19 protein-coding genes and 4 tRNA genes are annotated in these 22425 nt (G+C 41.4%); 14 read left to right on the forward strand and 9 right to left on the reverse strand.

The window, feature by feature from the left end:
* The first annotated feature begins 562 nt into the window (after positions 1–562).
* The 6 genes from BW928_RS11330 to BW928_RS11685 all read left to right on the forward strand — a co-directional run bounded on the left by BW928_RS11330 (position 563) and on the right by BW928_RS11685 (position 7156).
* Positions 563–1159 (forward strand): hypothetical protein, encoded by a 597-nt coding sequence (locus tag BW928_RS11330; RefSeq protein WP_143821529.1) that lies wholly within the window; start codon positions 563–565, stop codon positions 1157–1159.
* A complete protein-coding gene (locus tag BW928_RS09215; protein WP_076555941.1) occupies positions 1152–3065 on the forward strand; it encodes an AMP-binding protein in 1914 nt (637 codons plus the stop codon). The genes BW928_RS11330 and BW928_RS09215 overlap by 8 nt, the downstream gene beginning before the upstream one ends.
* The gene (locus BW928_RS09220; protein ID WP_158078456.1) at positions 3032–4081 is read left to right on the forward strand and encodes a condensation domain-containing protein; all 1050 of its coding nucleotides are present in this window, start codon (positions 3032–3034) and stop codon (positions 4079–4081) included. Before BW928_RS09215 ends, BW928_RS09220 begins: the two co-directional genes overlap by 34 nt.
* A 293-nt stretch (positions 4082–4374) precedes the next feature.
* Positions 4375–5220, forward strand: a complete 846-nt coding sequence (locus BW928_RS09225) for an ATP-grasp domain-containing protein (RefSeq protein WP_158078455.1) — start codon at positions 4375–4377, stop codon at positions 5218–5220.
* A gap of 6 nt (positions 5221–5226) precedes the next feature.
* Positions 5227–6477 carry an ATP-grasp domain-containing protein gene (locus BW928_RS09230; RefSeq protein ID WP_143821528.1) on the forward strand — a complete coding sequence of 417 codons (1251 nt, stop codon included), beginning with the start codon at positions 5227–5229 and terminating at the stop codon, positions 6475–6477.
* A 517-nt stretch (positions 6478–6994) separates the two neighbouring features.
* On the forward strand, positions 6995–7156 hold the full coding sequence (locus BW928_RS11685) for a hypothetical protein (RefSeq protein ID WP_158078454.1): 162 nt from the start codon (positions 6995–6997) through the stop codon (positions 7154–7156).
* A 157-nt stretch (positions 7157–7313) separates the two neighbouring features.
* Here the strand turns inward: BW928_RS11685 and BW928_RS09240 are convergent.
* Positions 7314–7398: transfer RNA gene (locus tag BW928_RS09240), tRNA-Leu, on the reverse strand.
* A gap of 314 nt (positions 7399–7712) precedes the next feature.
* A complete protein-coding gene (locus BW928_RS09245) occupies positions 7713–8765 on the reverse strand; it encodes an Lnb N-terminal periplasmic domain-containing protein (RefSeq protein WP_076555946.1) in 1053 nt (350 codons plus the stop codon).
* Between the two features lie 142 nt (positions 8766–8907).
* On the opposite strand from BW928_RS09245, the gene BW928_RS09250 reads away from it, so the two are divergent.
* The 6 genes from BW928_RS09250 to BW928_RS09275 all read left to right on the forward strand — a co-directional run bounded on the left by BW928_RS09250 (position 8908) and on the right by BW928_RS09275 (position 12655).
* Positions 8908–9243: a rhodanese-like domain-containing protein gene (locus BW928_RS09250; protein ID WP_076555947.1), complete on the forward strand. Its 336-nt coding sequence runs from the start codon at positions 8908–8910 to the stop codon at positions 9241–9243.
* Between the two features lie 135 nt (positions 9244–9378).
* Positions 9379–9455: transfer RNA gene (locus tag BW928_RS09255), tRNA-Pro, on the forward strand.
* Positions 9456–9502: 47 nt separating this feature from the next.
* Positions 9503–9579 (forward strand) — tRNA-Arg (locus BW928_RS09260).
* 19 nt (positions 9580–9598) lie between these two features.
* Positions 9599–9674: transfer RNA gene (locus BW928_RS09265), tRNA-His, on the forward strand.
* 685 nt (positions 9675–10359) lie between these two features.
* The gene (locus BW928_RS09270) at positions 10360–11145 is read left to right on the forward strand and encodes a thiazole synthase (protein WP_076555948.1); all 786 of its coding nucleotides are present in this window, start codon (positions 10360–10362) and stop codon (positions 11143–11145) included.
* Positions 11146–11266: 121 nt separating this feature from the next.
* A complete protein-coding gene (locus BW928_RS09275; RefSeq protein WP_227516589.1) occupies positions 11267–12655 on the forward strand; it encodes a wax ester/triacylglycerol synthase family O-acyltransferase in 1389 nt (462 codons plus the stop codon).
* Between the two features lie 67 nt (positions 12656–12722).
* Here the strand turns inward: BW928_RS09275 and BW928_RS09280 are convergent, their stop codons facing one another.
* From BW928_RS09280 to ampD, 7 genes are all read right to left on the reverse strand, one after another.
* Positions 12723–13865 (reverse strand): 5-methyltetrahydropteroyltriglutamate--homocysteine S-methyltransferase, encoded by a 1143-nt coding sequence (locus tag BW928_RS09280; protein ID WP_076555950.1) that lies wholly within the window; start codon positions 13863–13865, stop codon positions 12723–12725.
* Between the two features lie 58 nt (positions 13866–13923).
* Positions 13924–15249, reverse strand: coding sequence for an MFS transporter (locus BW928_RS09285; RefSeq protein WP_076555951.1), 1326 nt, complete (start codon positions 15247–15249; stop codon positions 13924–13926).
* A 199-nt stretch (positions 15250–15448) separates the two neighbouring features.
* Positions 15449–15817, reverse strand: a complete 369-nt coding sequence (locus BW928_RS09290; RefSeq protein ID WP_076555952.1) for a DUF1304 domain-containing protein — start codon at positions 15815–15817, stop codon at positions 15449–15451.
* 31 nt (positions 15818–15848) lie between these two features.
* Positions 15849–16172, reverse strand: coding sequence for a ferredoxin FdxA (gene fdxA, locus BW928_RS09295; RefSeq protein ID WP_076555953.1), 324 nt, complete (start codon positions 16170–16172; stop codon positions 15849–15851).
* A 287-nt stretch (positions 16173–16459) separates the two neighbouring features.
* The gene (locus tag BW928_RS09300) at positions 16460–16966 is read right to left on the reverse strand and encodes a hypothetical protein (protein ID WP_076555954.1); all 507 of its coding nucleotides are present in this window, start codon (positions 16964–16966) and stop codon (positions 16460–16462) included.
* 140 nt (positions 16967–17106) lie between these two features.
* Complete coding sequence (gene murJ / locus BW928_RS09305) at positions 17107–18657, reverse strand: murein biosynthesis integral membrane protein MurJ (protein WP_076555955.1); 1551 nt, start codon at positions 18655–18657, stop codon at positions 17107–17109.
* Between the two features lie 192 nt (positions 18658–18849).
* Positions 18850–19449 (reverse strand): 1,6-anhydro-N-acetylmuramyl-L-alanine amidase AmpD, encoded by a 600-nt coding sequence (gene ampD / locus BW928_RS09315; RefSeq protein ID WP_076555972.1) that lies wholly within the window; start codon positions 19447–19449, stop codon positions 18850–18852.
* 164 nt (positions 19450–19613) lie between these two features.
* Here ampD and BW928_RS09320 point away from each other — a divergent pair, with 164 nt between their 5' ends.
* Together BW928_RS09320 and BW928_RS09325 are read left to right on the forward strand one after the other, a co-directional pair.
* Positions 19614–21398 (forward strand): Lnb N-terminal periplasmic domain-containing protein, encoded by a 1785-nt coding sequence (locus tag BW928_RS09320; protein WP_158078453.1) that lies wholly within the window; start codon positions 19614–19616, stop codon positions 21396–21398.
* Between the two features lie 16 nt (positions 21399–21414).
* Positions 21415–22281: an NAD-dependent epimerase/dehydratase family protein gene (locus BW928_RS09325; protein WP_076555973.1), complete on the forward strand. Its 867-nt coding sequence runs from the start codon at positions 21415–21417 to the stop codon at positions 22279–22281.
* The last annotated feature ends 144 nt before the right edge of the window (positions 22282–22425 follow it).

Raw genomic sequence — 22425 nt, forward strand, 5'->3', positions numbered from 1 at the left:
GCCGATGGTAGTGTGGTTCGCCCATGTGAGAGTAGGTCATCGTCAGCATCCCTTTTAAGCCCCCTTCATCGAGTGATGGAGGGGGTTTGTTGTTATTTGTATTGGTTAGAGATTATTTAGTTGCGCTTATTCGTATGAAATGCTAGAATGGTTAGATATTTTTAGGAAAAACCATGATTAAGTATCGAGTGGCTCTGGATGAAAGTTTGGAATTGCAAACGATATTGTTAAATCTTCATAATCCTTATTATGACTATAAAGCTTTTAAAAATTGCATTAGCAAGTTAATTGAAGGCAATAGAGTTCCATGAGGCTTGTATGAATTTATTTTAGAAACAACCAACATAGACCAAGCAAGAGAGCCGTTTATTTTCATTGAGGGTCTTCCTGTGGATCCTGTGCTACCAGTATTTGATAATCAAAATCCAGTGGAACAAAAAAGAATTAATAAGAAAACTTTTGTGGTGGAAGGAGTTTTGGAAATTTTTGCTCAGCTCAGGAATGAAAATCCGATCGGATATTTAAATGTCAATCAAGGTGATGTTTTCAAGACATTTTTCCAGTGGAAGAATTATTTAATAGTCAATCTCAAAAAGCATTACATGATATTTATTTTCATAAAGATTTGGCTAATCACTTTGTAAGGCCAGATTGGGTAAATATTTTTTGTATTAGAAATGATATTGAAAACATGATCACCACTTGTTTTGTAAAAAATTGTGATATTCTACAACATTTTAGTTTAAAAGAAAAGCAAGAGTTGGCAAAAGCACAGTTCTATACACCGTATGATGATTTGAGTACATATAAAAGCCTAGTAAGATTGGGTGAGGCAAATTTACATCCAATATTAAGTGATATTGATGGTGTGGATTTGCGTTTTTTTGAAAATCGTACAAAAGCAACCACAGATGTTGGTCTAGCGTTGATTGAAAAACTAATCGCTTTATTGCATAAAAATAAAATTTGTGTTCATTTAAGAACGGGTGATTTAATTGCTTCACAAAATAATTATTCCATACATTGTAAGAAAATTATGGCAATGAATCATATTGAATCTGCCAAACAAAGATGGATGATCAAAACTGTCAATGTTAATGATTATGATAGAATAAAAAAATATACTGTTGAAAATAAAGGATATTTGGTAAATGGATAATTTATTTGGCTTATTTGTAAAAGTCGCTCAGAATAATCGCGATGTTGCAATCGAAAGTCCAATGCAACATATTTCTTATGAAAAATTATTGCAATTATCTCATATCTATTATCAATATCTAACTACAATTCCCACTCAAAGAATCGCCATACATTGTGATGCTCTGCTCACTGTTGAAATGATTGCAATGATGTTTGCCATTTTTGCACATAAAAAAAGCTGTGTACTATTGGATGCAGCGAGAAGTGAAGAGTTTAATCAAAAGATTCTCTCCCAAATAGATTGTAAAAAAGTAGTTAATCAAAAAGATTTATTAGACATTAAGAAAAATCAATCAACTATCTCGTTGTGTGCCAATATTGAGCAACCAATCAATCCAAAGGATGAGGGCTATGTGGTTACAACCTCAGGATCGACAGGTGAGCCAAAGATTATTTTAGGTTCTCACGCGGGGTTGGTGCATTTTATTTGCTGGCAAAAGAAGCGTTATTTTAATGAGGTCAAATATCGTGTTGCACATACGACAAATTGTGCCTTTGATGTGATTTATCGAGAAATTTTTACAACTTTAATCTCGGGATCAACATTGGTTATTCCTAATATTGATTTGAAGTATCAATCGGGTGAGTGTCTAACAAAATGGCTTAAAACCAAACAAATCAATGTGTTGTATGGCGTGCCTTCAGTTTTTGATTTTTGGTTGAACACAATGAGGTTGGGGCAATCTAAACTGCCACTGGCAAAGGTATTTTTTGCAGGAGAAAAATTACAAAAAAGCACTGTGTATCACTTACAACAGTATTTTGTGGTTGATTGCTTGGTTAATTTGTATGGTCCATCAGAAACTACGCTGGCAAAATTTTATTATGACAGCGATTTGGCACAAATAGAAAATTATGATGCCATTCCTGTGGGTAGGGCATTGCCTGATACAGAATTTGTATTAGATGATCAAAATCAGATTCTCATACATACCAAATACCCAAGTTTGGGCTATCTGGGGTATGATAATTTTGTATGGCAAGATGGAAAGCAATGGTATCCAACAGGTGATATCGGTGAGATAAAAGATGGGTTACTGTTTGTGCAAGGGCGTGTTGATGATCAAATAAAAGTCAATGGTGTGCGAGTGCATTTAAGTGATGTTAATACTCATCTTGCGGCCATTGAGGGTGTTACTCAAAGTGTTGTTTTGCAAGATTGCAGGTCCAAAATCATCGGATTTTATACCGGATCTTTACAAAAATCTTTGGTGTATGATCAACTTAAAAACAAGCTATACCAGCCCATTTTGCCAAATCAAATTTATCATTTGGAACAAATGCCACGCACAGCAAGTGGCAAAATTGACCGGCAAGCTTTATTGAGTTATGCCAATCAGCAGACCATTGACGTCCAAGATGATGATATACTGTATCAGATTTGGCGTAAAGTAACAGGTTATCAGGGTGCGATTACCCGAAATGACAGCTTTTTTGAGCTTGGTGGCGATTCTTTGGACATTGCTTATTTTGCAATTGAGCTTGAGCGTGCTACTGGCAAAAAAATTGATTATTGGTCTGTTTATGAGCATCCAGTAATTCAAGATTTTTGTCATTGGCTAAATCAGCAGCCAAAGCATACATCTGAAGATGCCCAGCTCTTTCAGGATGCTCAAAGCTTTGATGTGCCAATTGTTAGCTATCCTTTCACCCCTCAACAAAAACGCTACAAAAATATTTATATGCCAATGTACAATCGTAATTGGTGCAATATGTTGGTGCTATGGGATTTTTCAAGGGTGGATATTCAACAATTACAAGACGCTTTGATTGCTGTGATTGCGCGCCATGATGCATTGCAATCTATTGTCTTGATGAAAAAATGCATTTGGTGCCAGAGGATGTATATCAAAATCATAAAATAACGCAAGTTGTATGTAGTGATGGTGATTTTGAAAATACACTCAATCAAGTCAGATTGATGCAGGCATCAAGAGTAATTGACATACAAACATGGCCATTATTTTCTATGACGCTTGTACAGAGCCCAAGCTATCAAATGGTTGTATGGAATATCCATCACTTAATTTGTGATGGATATTCTCAAGGACTAATTAAACAAGAATTGATAGAGTGCTTAAACGGCAAAACGCCATCTATCAAGCCTTTGCAGTATAGTAGATATTCACTCAATCATTGCGGTACAAGCGATTCTTCTTTGCAATATTGGCAAAATCTGTATCAAAGACCCTATAAAAAAATTAATGTTGCCACCCAATATCCTGATTTTAATGCAAAAGGTTTTCAGAGTATTTTATTGCTTGATGTTGATTTATCCAAAAAACTTAAATTATTTGCTCAAAAAATGCAATGCACGCCATTTACGGTAATTTTAGCAAGTTATTTTTTGTGTTTGCACGAGCAGTATCAAGTGAATGATGTTGTGGTAGGGACACCCGCATTGGGCAGAATGACTATATACGAAGAAGAGGTAATTGGGAATTTTATTTCATTAGTTACGGTGCGTAGTTTTTTAAATGGTGTTTTGGAGCGTAATATCAAATGCTATTTAGAGTATGTTCATAATGGCTTATATCAAGCAATGAAGTACCAAGATTTGCAATATGATGAGTTGGTTAAAATGCAAAATTGTCATTTTGATCAAGACAGATTTCCTTTGACAACATTCTTTATTAGCTTATTAAATAAAAAATCAGAAAAACTATCAATGAAGACGGATGGCATCTTGCATCAGGATTTGGGTTTTGATGTGAAATTTGACATGATGCTTTATATCGATGCTTATCAGGACGAATTTTTATTGAGAATGCAATATAGGCGTTCGTTGTTTGATGCCAATGATGTGCAATACTTTATGAAAAACATAGTCTTAAAAATAACACAAATGATTAATGGAGAGCGTGTATGTGGGTTGTTATAATTGGTGCAAACGAAGCGATTTTACGCAGAGCTCCTAGGGGCTTAAAAATTATTGATATTCGCCAAACAAAAGAACATTTCGTTTTTCGTGATGATTATATTCAAATTGGTTTAAATGCAATCACATACGATGCAATCACACATGTGTTAGGTGCTTATTGCTCCAAGCTCACAATTTGCAAGTTTGTTTCTTTTACCGAAGGGTATTTGTTATTGGCAGCCAAGTTGAATGAATGCTATCATCTTCGGGCAAATAGCGTATCTTGTGTACAAAGATTGTGTGATAAAGAAGCAATGAGACATTGTTTGGCAGAGCATTTTATCATGTGGTCAAAATTAACAAAAGTATCGCATTTGCAATCGTTATTGAACAGTATTAATTTTGATGTGATTGTTAAGCCAGTAGATGGTTTCGGCAGCCGTTTGATTGGGCGTTATTTTGTTGGAAAAACAGACACTGAACTTTTTGTTCGGAAATATCAAGAACTTGAATATGTGCTGGTGGAAGAATACATTCATGGTGATGAATATAGTGTAGAGGCTTTGAGCGATAATGGGCAACATAAGATTATCGCCATTACCAAAAAATTCATTGATGCAGATTTTATTGAAACTGGTCATATCATGCCACCCAAATTAGATGATGCCAGCTACAGTTTGATAATACAAAAAGTTAAAGAGTTTTTGGATTTGGTGGAATTGCAAGAAGGGCCTTCGCACACCGAAATTATTATCAACCAAACGGGTGTGCATATTGTAGAGGGGCATTCTCGCACAGGTGGCGATCGCATTGTAAGCCTAGTGCGTTTGACCACTGGCGTTGATTTAATCGAAGCCTATTTGCACCAGCTTGCACATATTGCATATACACCTGCAGCCATTAAGGCCAAATTTGCCCATGTGATTTTTACCAACTTTGTAGAAGGTGCCACTTATGTGAAGATGCCTGATTTGCAAGATTATGGCGATTATATTGATGAAATTGAGATAAATATCAGCCCAGGAGAGTGTGTTATTCGCCCAGAGTGTTCGGCAATGCGTCATACCATGGCAGTGGTTTATGCTAATGATTTTGATGAATGTGTGATGATTGCCCATAAAATTCGTAATCAATTTTTAACCCAAGCGATAGTTGAGTAAATTTCAGTGATTATTCTTTTGCACAGAGGCAATTTATATGCTTTATATACAGTATTAAAAAAGTTTGCCTCAAAAGACAAGGTGGTTGTACTGGCTTCTAAGGAAAAAATGACAGCAACTTGTGCAAAATATGCCCAGATGATTGAAGGGATGGTGTGTAGTTTTGTCTTGGTGAGCAATTATGATAAAAGTGGACAGCTTGAAAATTATGTGTACCATTTTCATTTAACTGCCAAAATTAAGCTTGTTTTTGCTGTAGCTGAGTTTGATTTGTATAGGGCGCACAGAATGAATCAGTGGCTTGGCCTTGACCATATTCCTGAAAACATATTGCGTATCTTTAGAAATAAAATAGCGATGAAACATTATTTTTCATCTAAAGGTGTTAAGACCCCTTGTTTTGCAGAGGTAAAATCTGTGTTAGATATTCATGATTTTATCCAAAAAAATGGCTTTCCTGTAGTGGTGAAGCAACAGGAGGGTGGCGGAGGTGTTGGTACGCAAATTTTAAGATCGGTTGCAGATATAGAGGCGTTTGCTCAATCAGATTTTCGTAGCAATGGATTTACCGAACCTAGTTTAATGATTGAAAGTTATGTTGAGGGAAAATTATATCATGTTGATGGTTTTTGTTATAACAATCAAATACAATATTTGTCTTGTGGCGAATACATTCACGGTTTGATTGATGATTTCTATCATAATTTTTCATTGGGGTCAATTTTATTGCCCAATCAATCAGCGACGTATCAAAAATTAAAAAAGGCTCATGAAGAGGTGTTGAGTGTCATTGATGTTCCTATGGCTTTTACATTTCATGCCGAATATTTTATTGATCAAGATGATACCGTTGTTCTGTGCGAAATTGCTTGCAGAACAGGTGGAGCAGGAATCAATCAAACCAATGATTTGGTGCGCGGTGTCGATTTAAATGCTTGGTTGCTAGATACTTTATATCATCAAAGACCAGCAAAGGTTGAACAAAAAAACAACACAACAAGTGGTGGTTGGGTGGTGTTTAGCTTGGGACGAGTCCGTGCCAAAATAAAACATATTGCAAAAACTTGCGATTTAACCCATGTTGTAGACTACCATTGTGATGTTTTGGCTGAACAAACCATTCATCCTACTGTCTCTAATGTGCAAGGAATTTGTACTGCAATTTTTGCAAGCGAAGACGAGCCACAAGCAGCACTCTGTTATGATGATTTTATACAATGGGCAAATGAGTATATTTTATGGCAAGAATATTCATAGCAGAGCTATTGTTGAATGTGATTAAGGCATTGCTGTTGGTCACATCAGCCGTTCATTTGTTGCAAATGACACAAAGTATCGCTTTTTTGGTCTGGTAATGGTATTAGAGGTGGTATCTTCTATTTTTGCACCAATGTATATCGGCACTTTGATTGATAAATATGGTGCTATTTTCTATTATTACAAAACATTATTGATTGTTTTCATACTTGCTGTTTTTTAAAGAAGTTAGCCAACCATTTTAAAGCGTTTGATTTATTGTTTCACTATATCAATTATGGCTGGGTTTGGTCAGTATACTTTTTGAACCACAGCCAATGCAACTTATGAATGAACTTACAGATTTTGATAAATCTTATGATAATGAGAGCTATATAAGTAAGGGTAAATTTTCTCATCGCTCTTTGACTAGATCATTTTTGGAAGATAAAAGTGACAAGGTTAAAAAAAATATAAATAAGAAAAAATCACACCTGTTAAAACTCCAGAGGGGTATATATACTGTAAAGAGGAAACTGTGATTAAATTTGGTATGGATTTTAGCTTCCGAGATCAAAAAGAAAAATTTTTTATTAATGTTTCATGGGCAGCCGATAGCAAATGCCGCAAATACTGGTGGGGTGGCAAAAATCCACGGGCATTACAAGCTAATCAAAACTTTGATTTAAAAAAGAATTAAGAGAAAATAGCAAGAAGGCGACATCTACCGAATAGCACTGCACACCCTAACAGGTTTCTTGCTACAGTACGGTGCAAGGAATGGCGTTGGCAAGTGCAATTGCTCATTGAGCAAAAATTTGCCAATAAAAAAACCAGTGAATATCACTGGTTGAATATGGTGGGGACGGAGAGACTCGAACTCTCACACCTCGCGGCGCTGGAACCTAAATCCAGTGCGTCTACCAATTTCGCCACGTCCCCAATTTGTTGCTTAAGAAAACTTGCGTTGTCTTGATGATGGGTATTATATATGATTTTTGTATTTTGGCAAGGGTTTTTTTATTTACTTGAGAAAATTTTTATAAGATTTTGATTTTAAATGATTTATTTTTTTACAACTGATAGGATTTAACAATTGCACACTTGGGGGAGTGGCTTAATCGCAGTGCTTTATTGTAGATAAAGCACTGATTGTTAAATCTGACAAATGATGCGGCGGTTTGTGGTGAATTTGGAGAGGTGGGTGCAGTATTTTGGTTTAACTCATTGAAAAATATTATTTTATTCGCTTGGGTTTAATTTTTTGCTGGCTTAGGCTCGGTGGCAGGAGGTAAATTTTCACGGATTTTTTGTGAAAATTGTTGTGAGGAAATGGGATTTTTTGCCGAATAAGCAGCAACTTTTGGATTGATAAACGCCATTTCTTTCCAGTTTTGCAATGAGTATTGTTGATTTATCACACCAAGTTCGTGCAGGTATGCTGGCAGTCTGCCCGATACCAAAATCCGATAATCGCGAGGGTAGGGCGTGATGTCTTTGATAAGCCTAAAAATCTCTGTGGTGCAGTTGGCGGTTAGGGTGTTGTACCAAGCAGGAGTGTCTTTTAGTGCTTCGGCAGCTTGTAAATAGCTCATGAATAGCTTACGAATATAAGGCTTGGGGTAGTTTAGCGGATATAGATACACTCGCTCATTACGAACATTGGAGCGTGTATAGATGATGTCTTTTTCGTCAGCGGCAACAATGGTCAGTTCATATTGACGGAAAAATCCCCCAATTGATGAAAAGTCTTCACCAATTTCTTTGCGTATCTCAATAGAAAATACCAATCGCTGACCGTCTGAAAAGCCAAACGATAACAGCGTGTGAGCGATATTTTCGTTATCCCAAATAGAAACAAACAAATCCAGTGTCTGCAGCTTGGATAGATCGTAGCGGCGAGTTTGCCAGTTTGCAATGTAGTCGTTTTCGCTTAGCCAATCAAAGTTGCGTACATTGTTAATGGTGATGATATCGCCTTGCTGCTCATAGCTTAATTGCTGAAGCACCTCATCTTGCCACGGCCGATTGTTGCTGGGCTGCATGGCGACAAACCACAGAGTAATGATAATCAAGCTGATGAGCAAAAGAGCTTTGGCGTATTTTGGTTTTTTGTAAAAAGTTGCCAAAAAGATAATGGGCAATAGGGCAATGATTGCATAACTGCCAGCACCGATGGGCTTGTGTAGCCATACAGCGGTCAGACCCCATGCTGTCCACAGAGCGACAAGGCTTTTGCCAGCTACGCTTGCTGGGGTGGTTTGCCGCTTACTGCGAAAAAATGAGCGATGTTTGCGGAGTGCTGACATATAAATGCAACTTGATGAATGATAAAAATAACAAAAAGCGTAACTGCACAGATAATATCATAAAATGGCAAGGTTGTGTTGTAAATAACCGTCCGTGTTGGTATGATATTTGCAGATGATTTGGCTATTTTGGAGATAAGTGATGATTAAGACGCTGGATATTACCCAATTTACACCGACAGCGGATAAGATTATTTGGGATGTGCGTGATGCTGACAAATATCAACAGGGGCATATTGAATATGCGACCAATCAACCATTGGCAACGATTAATCGGCAGCTGATTGACGAAACGCAGGGTGATATTTATGTTTTGTGCGGTGGTGGCACAAAAGCACAAAAAGCAGTGGAGCTTATTGAGCAGTTAGATGGTGGACGCACCGTTATTCATTTGACAGGCGGTACCAGAGCGGCGGTGGCACATGGCATGACTATCGTTCGTAATGCTGATGGCAACCAGTCAAGCACGAAAGATTAAAATATATAAAAATCAATAAGTTATAAATTTTCTGAACTTTTTTGAAATTTATTTCTTGACAGTAAGCCGACTTGGTTGTATCATACGCACCACAACGACAAGCTGATTAGCAAATCAAGACTTGAAGTTTGAAATCGGAGTGTAGCGCAGCTTGGTAGCGCATCTGGTTTGGGACCAGAGGGTCGGGGGTTCGAATCCCTCCACTCCGACCATTTTAAAGCCGAACAGGCTTTTTTTGTTGGCGAAAGCCATATCATGAGCGCCTGTAGCTCAGTTGGATAGAGCATCTGCCTTCTAAGCAGGTGGTCGCAGGTTCGAATCCTGCCAGGCGTGCCATTTGCCTGTTATGTTTATGGCGGCTATAGCTCAGTTGGTAGAGCCCCGGGTTGTGATCTCGGTTGTCGTGGGTTCGAGTCCCATTAGTCGCCCCATTTTCTTGTAAAATTTCAGTATTATGAAGCCCAAAGCCAGTAGCTTGGGCTTTTTTGCTTTTTAACCATTGGTCATAACATTCCATCAATAATGCTGCATGGGTCATACATTTTTTGTTGCTTTATTTTTCCCTGTGTAGCCAGCAGTTGCCACAACGCAAATTAATCATACCAAGCTAAAGATAATTTATCGCTAAGATAAAACGATGGGCTGTATGCAAAATCTATGCTTGCACCATTTTAAACTTATCGCATCTTGAAACTATGGAGAGTTTGAATGGATAGTGGCTGTGGAATTTGCCAAATGGGCTGCTTGTGATGCCAAAAATCAGCTGGTTAATTTATAATATATTTAATAATTATTTATAAAAATTTACCAAAAATCTAACAAAAAGCAACCAACAAATTGACAATCAACGCAATAAGCTGAGCAAAACTTTGGCGTAGCAACAAAAGCTGTTACTGTCATCGGGCTGCTTTGGTGGTGTATTGGTGAGCAAGAGAATTGCTGGCGATGCGTATTATTTATCAATTATTATAAATTATAATTTAACAGATTGCTTAATGATTGTCGGTAGGCTTTGCTTTTGTGGTGTGATTTGTTGATTTTGTCCTTGATTGGCATTGTTATCTTGGTAGCTTTGCGATACAATGCAGCTGATGACTTTTATTGGGGCAAAGGATGATGAATGCAGACAAATTGGTAATCGGCAGCAGAGAGTTTGATTCTCGCTTATTGGTGGGTACAGGCAAATATCAAGACTTGCACGCCACTCATCAGGCAATCAAGGCAAGTGGTGCAGAAATTGTTACCGTCGCCATTCGCCGCACCAATATCGGACAAAATCCCAATGAGCCAAATCTGCTCGATATTATTCCACCAACGGAATATACAATTTTGCCAAATACGGCAGGCTGTTTTGATGCACCCAGTGCGGTGCGTACCTGTTTGTTGGCAAGGGAGTTGCTTGATGGGCATAATTTGGTCAAGCTTGAGGTGCTGGGCGATGAAAAAAACCTGTATCCCAATGTCATTGAGACGGTCAAAGCAGCCAAGCAGCTGGTTGATGATGGATTTGAGGTCATGGTGTACACTTCTGACGATCCAATCGTGGCAAATGAGCTGGCGAGCATGGGCTGTGTGGCGATTATGCCGCTGGGGAGTTTGATTGGCTCTGGCTTGGGTCTGCTCAATCGCCATACGCTTAGTTTGATTATCGAACAAAGCACAGTGCCTGTGCTGGTTGATGCTGGAGTTGGTACGGCTTCTGATGCTGCTATTGCCATGGAACTTGGCTGTGATGGCGTGCTGATGAATACGGCAATTGCTCATGCAAAAAATCCCACTTTGATGGCAACGGCGATGCAATATGCAATCAAGGCTGGGCGTGCAGCGTTTTTGGCAGGGCGAATGTCGCCACGCTACATGGCACAGGCAAGCTCGCCACAGACGGGGTATTTTTTCACTTAGATTAACAGGCTGATGTTAATAACTGTTTGTTAAATATTAAAAAATAATCATGAAAGACTTATCAAATGCCACAAAGTTTGCTATCATAGGCACAGTTTTTTAAGGACGGTAGATTGTGCGTATGCTTGGCATTGTTGATTTATTGTTTTTATTGTTAGAAAATGCCAAGCAGCCGATGCATGTGGCAGGGATTTGTGTATTTGAATTGCCAAAGCACAGCACCAGTCAAGACGAAGCACAGTATTTTGCCCAACTGCTTGGACAGGCGGATGTTGATAGTTTGCCGAATTTCCCATTTAATCAACAGCTTGCAGGGCTTTTTTGGCAAAAAGCCAGCCGCTTTGATTGGCACAAGCATTGTTACCATCATCGCCTACAAACTGGCGAAATGTCCGAATTGCTAGAAAAAGTTTCTAATTTGCACGAAGAGCGTTTGTTAAAAGACAGACCGCTGTGGCAGCTGCACTTATTTAGCAACTTGCAGCCAGAGCATGAAAACGCCCCCAAGCGATTTGCTTTATACCTTAAGATTCATCATGCGGTGCTTGATGGCGTGGCAGCGATGCGATTATTCCAACGCTTGCTTTCTAGGCGAGCTGACGAGATTTTGCCACAGCCGCTTTGGTCAAGGCAAATTCGCCAGCGTCAGAGCAGTTTTGTGCGGCAGAATAAGTCATTTTTGGGGCATTTAACAGAGCAGCTTGGCAGCATTACGCCTGTACTGGCTGAGCTAAAGCAAGATTATAAGCTGTATCGTCAAGGGCAGACAGAGGCGTTTATTGGCAGTTTGCAAGCACCGCCATCGCTATTTAATCAAAAAATCACCACACGGCGAGATTTTTTGGCAATTGCACTACAAAAATCACGCTTTGTGGAGATTGCCAAAACCCTTGGGCTGACAACCAATGATGTGATTTTGGCGGTGTGTGCTTATGCACTGCGAGCTTATCTTTGTCAGCAAAATGCTCTGCCGAGCAAATCGCTGATTGCTTTTGTGCCAATTTCGCTACGCAATAATGATACAGCACTGGGTAATCAGATTTCTTTTATCCCAACAAATCTGGGAACGGCTGAAGAGGATTTGTTAGTTAGAATTAACAAAATAAGTCAAAGCATTCAAGCTGGAAAAGCACGAATGCAGCGTATGACGCAGGCACAATTTATCAATTATACAGCTGCACATTATGCGTGGGCGGGGGTGAATTTGGCACTGCGATTGTATCCAAAAAAACAAGCGTTTAATTTGGTAATCTCCAATATCCCTGGTGATGACAATACGCCATTATACCTAAATGGTGCAAGATTATCAGCTGTTTATCCTGCTTCTGTGCTGTTTGATGGGCAGGCGTTGAATATCAGCTTTGCCAATTATCAAGACCGCATTGACTTTGGGCTGATTGCTTGTGGCGAAGTACTGCCAAATATTCATCATTTGCCAGAGTTAATCAAACAAGGGCTTGAGGCGTACGAAAATTTGCTCTTTTATAACAAAACACCTATCAAAGATTAAATAAGCATTGTTTATTAATACTAATAAATAAAGCACCCAATTGTTTATCGGGTGCTTTTTGGTGAGCCTACGCACCCCAAACTTCATCGGCAATTTCACGAATGAGTGCGACTTTTGCCCACTGGGCTTCCTCGGTGAGAATGTTGCCTTCTTCGGTACTGGCAAAACCACATTGCGGACTTAGGCACAGCTGATTAATGTCCACATATTGGGTTGCCTCTTGAATGCGTGCGATGATTTCATTTTTGTCTTCAAGCTCGCCTGTTTTTGAGGTAATCAGTCCAAGCACGACTTGCTGGTCTTTGATGTGCTTTAATGGCTCAAAATCGCCAGCCCGATCGCTGTCATATTCTAAGAAAAATCCATCAACACGGCAGCTGCCAAACAGCACTTCGGCAACAGGGGCATAACTGCCTTCTGAGAACCATGTGGAGCGAAAATTGCCACGGCAAATGTGCATGGTGATGGTCATGTCGGCAGGCTTGGCATCAACGATGCGATTAATCATAGCAACATAATCTTTGGCAAGTTTGTCAAAATCCCAGCCACGAGCGGCAAATTCGGCACGCTTATCCACCGCACAAAATTGACCCCAGCTGGTGTCATCAAGTTGCAGATTTCTTAGCCCCATTGCATAAAATTTTTGCATTGCCTTGATATAAGCATCGCCAATATCACGATACAGCACTGCTTCATCTTGGTAGCGATCAATTGGTTGATAGTTTGGATCACGCACACAGGCAACCAAATGCAGCATTGAGGGTGAGGGAATGGTAAATTTGGTCGGCGTCTCGCCTGCAGCATCGGCAAGAAGCTGATAGGTATTGATGAATGAATGCTTGTCCGAAAAATCAATCTTGTCGGTGATGGTTACACTGTGGCTTTTTGGCTTGGCATCTTTAAACTGTACGGAAAAATTCTCGGTCTCTACCCATTGCACTCCTTCTAAGTCCGCCAAAAAATCCAAATGCCACCATACACGGCTAAATTCACCATCGCTGACGGCATTAAGACCGTGCTGTTTTTGTTTTTCGACCAATTTGCTGATTTCTTGCTTAAGTATCACTTGATAATCATCGCTGCTTATTGTGCCTGCGTTGAGTTTTTCTTTGGCAGTCATTAAGGCTTGGGTGCGTAAAAATGAGCCAACGACATCATTGCGATAAGGGGCTTGATGACGCACGGTGGCGGTTGCAAATAGTTTTGACATGGCTAAATCCTCATCTGGTTGGTTTGATAAAAGTGTTAATTGTTATCGAATTATGCTTTTAGTCAGTTTGCTTGGGAATGTGCAAAAAATACACAGCGACACAGGCAAGCAAAATAACGCCACTGGCACCTAAGTACAAATCATCTTTGCCAATATCCAAATCAAGCAGCTTGCCTGCCAAAATTGGCGAGGCTATTGAGCCAAGTCGCCCGATGCCGATTGCTGTACCAACGCCTGTGCTGCGAAAACTTGGCTTGTATAGCGTTGGGTTGATGGCATACAGGCCTGTGATACAACCATTTATCAAAGCACCGATAAGCACAGCAAAAACAAGTGCGATGGCAAGATTGGGGCTAAAAACAAAAGCAATGATGGCAAGCGATGATAATGCGATAAATGTCATCAGGGTAAATCTTGGGCTAAGATGGCTCACTAGGAAGCCAAAAATCAACGAGCCGACCGCACCGCCGATGCTGATCGCCATACCGACTGTTTGGCTTTGTTGTTTTGCCAATCCTGAGGATTCTAGCAATGCAGGCGTCCAAGAGCTGACAAAGTAAAAAGACGACATAACAGCAATGAACGCAAGCCAAATCAGTAGGGTGGTTTTGTATTGTTGGCTAGTAAACAGCTGGCTGATGGCGGTGGTTTGTTTTGATTGCTTGCTAAGAGGTGGCAGTCGCCAGTCGCCTGTTTTGCCGATTTTGTTGGCTATCTTGGTTAGTCTGTTGGCGGCGTTTCTTGGTTGTTGTTGGTTTAAAAATGACACAGACTCTGGCAAGAGAGCGATGATGGCAACAAGTGCCAAGCCTGTCAAAACAGCACCTGTCATAAATACCGAACGAAAGCCGAACTCATCTTGCAAAATGACTGCCGACAGACCGCCAAGCATTGCACCGATACCAAAGCCACTGGCATAGATGGCGATTGCCAGACCACGCCATTTTTGATTGGCGTATTCGCTGACAATGACATTGGTGCAGGGCAAAATCCCACCCACGCCCACGCCTGTAATCAGTCTTGACAGTGCGATGTCCTCGACCGTGATGGCAAAATAAGTCATCAGCATACCAAGTGCTGATAGGGCGGTTGCGATGATTAATAAGGGACGGCGACCAAATTTATCGGCAAATGGAGCAAGTCCCATAGAGCCTATCGCCATACCAATAAAGCCTGCACTCATCAGACTGCCGATTTGCGTGCCAGTCAGTCCCAGCTCGTTTTGGATACTTTTGGCGGTAAAGGCGATTGCCAGTACATCAAAGCCATCAAGCATATTTAGGACAACTGCCAAAGCAACAATCAGCCATTGGTAGCGGTGCATGGGGGTGTGATTGATGGCATAAGCCAGATTATGCTGTGCAAGATGAGAGCTGTTATTCATAACCGATATTTTGCTATTATTTATGATTAATAAAAATTGTGCATTATAACGGACTTTTATGATGAATAAGTATCAATATTTTCAAAGAAACATGAAAAAATATCATGATAAACTTGTGCTGGCGACAAGGTAATAAAAAACACCCATCAGCAGATGGGTGAATGCATTAAGGGGGATTGAATTAATCGTGTATGCCAAATTAGATGAGTAGCACCGCCAACAGTGCCAATACTGCTGGCAGACCTTGTTTGATTAAGATGGCTGGATTTGAGGTGATGGCACCCCAAATGGCAGCGAGAATAACAAAGCCAAGAAACAAAATACTGGCATCAGTGCGAGCAACTTGTGGGGCGAAAAAATACGCCCACGCAAGCCCTGTCGCCAAAAAGCCATTATACAGCCCTTGGTTGCTAAACAAAACTTGCACGCTTTTTTGTTGCAAAAACTCAATCGGCAGACCAAAAATGCGGGCAGCTTGTGAGCTTGGAATCTTGCATATTTCAAGGTACATGATAAAAAAATGCTCAATAATAACAATCAAGACCAAGCAAGTTGCCAGCGTTTGCATAACGATTCCAAGCGTGTTTATTGGTGTGAATTTAGCGTTCTAGGTACTGAATCTTGCCCTCAACGCCGTCCCATTTTTCGTAGTCAGGCAGCGGGTCTTTTTTCTCGGTGATGTTTGTCCATACGCCTGACAGCTCTTCGTTGAGTGCCAAAAACTCTTCTTGACCTGCAGGCAGTTCATCTTCAGAAAAAATCGCATTGGCTGGACATTCAGGCTCGCATAAGGCACAGTCAATACACTCATCAGGGTTGATGACCAAAAAATTTGGGCCTTCGTAGAAACAGTCTACAGGGCATACTTCCACACAGTCGGTGTATTTGCACAAAATACAGTTATCAGTTACAACAAAAGTCATGTTTTTACCTTATGCTAGCGGTTGGCTGGGGCATTTTGCCCAAAAGAATAACTAATAAGAAAGGGCAATGCCCAAAACTGGCTTATTGTAGCGTGTTTGGGCAATTTTCTCAAATAAAACCTGTTATTTTGTTATGCCAAAAGTGAAAAAATATACCAAAAATTCGCAAAAGCCTCAAAGCAAGTGAAAATGAGAATTGCTCAAGGCTTATTGCTGAGATTTTTGTGCAAATTTTGGTGTTTTTTAATTATTTATTTAAAAATACCAATAAATTGACAGTGGTTATTTTATTGAGTTGCTGCCAAAGCCTCTCTTTGGGCTTTTTTGGCGATGGCATAGCATTCTTCGATGTGGTCAAAGCTGATTTTCTTAAAAATCATATAACCTAAAGTTGCTGCAACCATTGAGCCACCCAGCGGAATATATTTGCTGACTTGCTTGCCAATAAAGCGACCGCCAAAGCCTTGCACGGTTTTATTTACCACGCCACGAGCGGCAATCAAGCCACCAACAGCGATGATGCGGTCTTTGAGATTTTGTTCACGGAGCGTTTCATTGCCTGCAAGTTGTGCTTCGTCTTTTAGTCCAAAGCGAGCGGTAATTTCAGGCAATAATTTGCTTAGCATGGCAACATCAACCGCAACATCCAAAAATGGCAATGGAATCACTGCCACGCCAGCAGATATTTTGGCTCGGGATTTTGCCAGTGCTTGGCATTCGGCACGGATTTGCTCAAGATTCAGCGTTGTATCAATATTGGTAGCAACAGGCTGACTGATAGAAGTGTTTAGCATAGAATTTCCTTAATCAATTGTTGGTTTGGGCATGATGCCATACTTGGTAATTTCACCACAATAGCTATTTTACGATGATTATCATAAGTTACAAGTATTTTTGTGTAATATTTGTATGGCTTGTGTCTTTTGTTTGGCATCTAATGATGACGCAACTGACTGGGGCGAAATCCTGTGGCAAGCAGTGCCACACCATACACGGCAGCACCAGCCAAACAAATGATTAATAACCACAGTAACTTATACCACTGAGTTTGTTGTGCTGGATAAAATGGCAACAGCAGATACAGGGCAATCACCATGACGGTGCTGGCGATGATAAATTGGGCAAAGCGTTTTCGCCATGGTTTGCCAAAGCGATAAATGCCTCTTTGGTGCAAGATAAAGTACAAAAGTGCAGCATTGACAAAACTTGCAGCGGTGGTTGCCAGTGCCAAGCCGCCATGCAACGGCAGGCGTGCCAAATAAAATATCCCAATAAACAGGACGCTAAACAGCATATTGGCAAATACCGAAATAATGCCAACTTTAACAGGGGTTTTGGTGTCTTGATCGGCAAAAAACGCAGGGGCAAAAATTTTAATGAGCATAAAGCCCAAGATACCCCCAGAGAGTGCTTTTAGTGCCACACCGCTCATCAAGGCATCGTTGGCGTCAAATTCGCCACGCACAAACAAAGCGTCCATTAGTACATTAGACAGCACAAACATGGCAAGGCTTGCAGGCAGTCCCACCAGAATAATCAGCCGTGCTGCCCAGTCAAGCGTCTTGACAAAAGTTTCTTGGTCAGCTTTGGCACGACTTGCAGAAAGGCTTGGCAAAATCACCGTGCCAATTGCCACGCCAATCAGCCCAAGTGGTAGTTCGCTTAGGCGTTCGGCAGCATACATCCAAGAGACTGACCCTGCCATCATCAGTGAGGCAAATACCGTACTTAATAGCAGGTTAATCTGAGTAACAGAAACGCCAAAAATTGCTGGCAGCATGAGCTTTAGAATTTTTTTGACGCCATCGTCATGAAAATTGATACTGGGAGCAACAAGCAGTTTTTGTTGCCACAACTGCGGCAGCTGAATAACCAGCTGCAATATGCCAGAGACAGCAACGGCATAGCCCAATGCCATGATGGGTGTATCCATCATTGGTGCAAGAATCAAAGTACCGCCAATCATCGCAAGGTTGAGCAGTACAGGAGCAAAAGCAGGGGCGGCAAAACGACCATAGCTTTGTAAAATACTGCCAAAAAAAGCCGTCATTGAGATAAACAGCAAATACGGAAAAGTCAAACGCAATAAATCGGCTGCGGTGTCAAATTTTTGGGCATCACCAATAAATCCGGGGGCAAACAGGGTAATAACTTGCGGTGCCAATATAATCACCACCACAGTCAGCACGAGCAAAATCAGCGATAACACCCCAGAGGTGCGAGCAATCAGCAGCTGCACTTCGTTAAAACTTCGCTTTTCTTTGTATTCGGTCAAAACAGGCACAAAGGCTTGGCTAAATGCCCCTTCGGCAAATAAACGACGCAAAAAATTGGGGATTTTAAAGGCCACCAAAAATGCGTCCATCAAGCCGCCTGCACCAAAAACGCTCATTAGCACCATGTCTCTTAACAAGCCCAAAATGCGAGACAGCATTGTCATTGAGCTGACAATCATGGTTGAGCGAAAAAGCCGAGATTTTGCCATAATAAAATCAACATTGCCAAAAGGTAGTATTTTACTTGGTTTTGATGATTTTTGCTTGGATTTTGTGCTTAGGCAGGGCGGTTTTGCTGGGCAATTTGTAAGTTTGTGTAAATTTACCGCCAAAATTTTGGGCAATTATCAAGCGGTTGCTTGACAGCTGCCCAAGGGGTTATGCGTGGCAAATTAGCACGATTACTTGCTGGTAGATAGGTATAATTGTGCAACCCTGCTGCGTAATTTTTGCCAATCAAAATGCTTGCCGGGGTCGGTTTTGCGGCTGGGGGCGATGTCGCTATGACCTGCCAGCTGACGGCGAGTGGCAGGATAGGCATGATAAATGGCAACGATGATTTGGCTTAATACTTCGTATTGAATTTCTTCATAATCCTGATGGTCTGTGCCTTCAAGCTCAATGCCAATGCTAAAATCATTGCAGTTGGCTCGCCCAAGATAGCTTGAGATGCCAGCGTGCCATGCTCGGTCATTAAAATTAACAAATTGCGTAACCGTACCGTCTCGCTCAATAAATAAATGTGCAGATACTTGCAGTGTGCAAATTTCGGCAAAATATGGGTGGTCGGTGGCGATGAGCTTGTTTTGAAAAAAAGCCTTGACATAGTGCGTGCCTGTGTCATCGCTTTGGTTGAATTGTGCAGGGGGTAGGCTGATGTTGTGAATGATGATTGCTGAGATTTCACCAAAGTCAGCTGGGCGTGCGTTGAAATTCGGCGAGGCAACAAAAGTGCTGCCTTGCAAGATACCGTCTTTAATAAAAAATGATGAAGGGTTCATGAGTTGATATTGACCAAAATTTCTTGTATTGTAACACAATTGACGCATGATTTTTGTGATAAATTTTGGCATAATGCCTTGATTGAACAAAGGCTGATACTAAGCTTAGCGATGGGTATCATTGATTGCTCCATCTGGGTGATGATATGAATAAATGGCAAGTTATGATAAGGTTAAAAGCGATTGTTGCTATTTGTATGGCATTGTCTGCACAGGTACAGGCTGGATTGTCCAAGCAGGCTGACATTGGGGCAATGACAACAGTTGCAAAGAAGCAGCTGGGTAATCCGTTTGGGCTTGATGATGCTACAGTGGCTCAATTGGCAAAGACAACCACATGGCGGCGATTGCTGTTATTTGCTGATACGCCAACCAAAAACGATCAAAGTCGTGTACAAAATCCCAAGTTCTTTTTGAGCGATGAGGGTGAGAAAAATCCGCAAGCTGAGCTTGTCGCCATGCTAACCGCCATGCAAAACCGTGATAATCAGGCGATTTGTCAGTTTGTGGCACGGGTGTATTTTTTGAATCAATCGCTGGCAGAGCGTGGGATTAACACGAGGGTCGATGACTCGTCATGTCAGGCGTTTTGGCAGTTTGCCGATACAATCAATGCCAAGCGGTTGTCGCTGATATTTGCCGAAGAAAATCCCAATAATATAGCCTCGGCATTTGGCCATGTCTGGTTGCGTGCTGATGCAGACACGATTGATGACTCCGAGGCTGTGGCGATAAATTATACCGTGGCAACCGACAGGGCGGATAATGCCATCAAATCCACCACCAAGTCCATCTTTGGTGGCTATGCAGGCGTGATGGAGATGATGAGCTATGAGCAAAAAGCACAGGATTATCTGGTTAAAGATGGGCGGGATTTGTGGCAGTTTGAGCTGGACTTGACTGCCGATGAGGTCATGCAAATCGTTCGGCATATTTGGGAAATTAAAGACATGGCACGGCCGTATTTTTTTACCCATGATAATTGTGCCACCGAAATTGTGCGATTGCTTGATGTTGTCAGGGACAAAGCACAACTAAGCAAAGCAGTTGGTAAGGTGGTGATACCAGCACGCATGGCTTTTGTGCTAAAGCAACAAAATATGCTGGCAGATGAGCGGTTTATTCCTTCGCAAGCAACCATTCGTCAAGCTCGGCTGAATCGTGGTGGTGATTTGTCCGAGTTGCTGCCAAATCATAACAACCCAACCCAAGCTAATGCTGTGTATCGCTTTGGTGTTGGCGGTGGCTTTGATAAGCAAGCCGATGACGCAGTCTATGGCGTGCAATTGACGGCAGCTTATCAGGATTTGCTTGACAATCCAAATGGCACTCGTCAGCTGCTTGATTTGCAGTTATTATCATTGACGGTCAGGGCTGATAATCACAGACTCAGACTTGATGATTTTACCTTGTTTGCAACGCGTAGCCTAAACCCTGTCAATACTGCCAAAAATAATGCCAGCGATGACAAGGCGGCTTATGCAACAGGCATGGGCATTCGGCTGCATCGTGTGATTGACGCATCATCACCTGCCAATGATGATGCCTTGGTGTTTGATGTTGGTGTGCAGCGGGGAAAATCATGGGCATTTGGCAAGACAGATGACAATCGTGGTGAGTTTGCCGATACCGTCTGCTATGCACTGCTTGATGGCAAAATGCAACTTGGGCGTATCAATCAAGGCTATCGGCTAGCTCTGGGGCCATCGCTTGGCTGTGTGTCTTATTTGACAAAGTCTGTGCGTATGATGACACAGCTTGATATGCCTTATTATTATCATCCTGACCGTGGTTCGTCAAATCGCTCTGGCTATATGCAGCCAACAGTGAGCTTTGCTGTGCAAAAAGATTTGTCAGCAAACCATGCCCTGCGACTGACTGCCAAAGCCGAGCGGCTAAATGATGCAAGCAACAAGCAGGCAATGCTGTATCTATACAGATATTTTTAAGGAATTAAAACAAATTATGGTAGAAAAATTTCTCATCATCGGTCAAGGCCGCATAGGCAAGCCCCTATCGCTCAAACTGGCTGATACTTATGCGGTACATACAGTCGCTCGCAGCCATCACCAATATGACAACCCTGCCATTTGTTTGCACCAAAAAGACGCTGCCACCTTGCACGCAGATGAACTGATGGGGGTAACGCATCTTGTCATCATCATCGCACCAAACAAAGCCAGAGCCACCGCCAACCATCGCCAAGCCTACCAAGAAAGCTACTGGCGGATATGCCGTCATCTTGCCGATTTGGCGGCGGACAGTCGCTGGCGGTATCGACTAAAGCAGGTGCTGTTTGTCTCATCAACCGCAGTTTATGGCGAAAATGCAGGCGAGACAATCAACGAAAATACGCCAGCTGTACCAACCACTCCCACTGCTCAAATACTGTTAGATAGCGAGAAGGTGCTGCAACAAGCCTTTGGCAAAAAAGCAGTTATCGTCCGTGCTGCAGGTATCTATCATCATGCCAGCACACGGCTTATTGATCAGGCAAGGCAAGCGTATCAGCACGGCGTGCCAAGCCATCATTATACCAATCGGATTTTTGCCGATGATTTGGTAAATGTGCTTTATCAGATTGTATTGACCGACCAGCCCAAGCCAATTTATCTTGCCTGTGATGGGGTGAGCGTGAGCAGTTTTGAACTGTTGGCATTTTTGGCAACAAGGCTTGGGTTTTTGCCACCTGCGTGCATGATAAGCCCACCAACGGGCAAAAAAATCGTACCAAACATTGATACTGGACTGCTGCAATTTGCCAATTATCAGGCAGGCTATGATGAAATTATTAAAAATCTTACCGTGCAGCACAACAAAAAAGTACCTTGAAATACTTTGGCATGATATTGATTTTATGATGATTATGTACTATTCTTGCATGGGCTTGATGATGATGCTACACCGTTTGGCTGATAAAGATTGGCAAATACCTATTAAGGCTTATTGACTTATTTACTTGCTGGAGGCGTGCAG

The organism is Moraxella cuniculi DSM 21768 (assembly GCF_900156515.1).
Taxonomy (GTDB): domain Bacteria; phylum Pseudomonadota; class Gammaproteobacteria; order Pseudomonadales; family Moraxellaceae; genus Moraxella; species Moraxella cuniculi.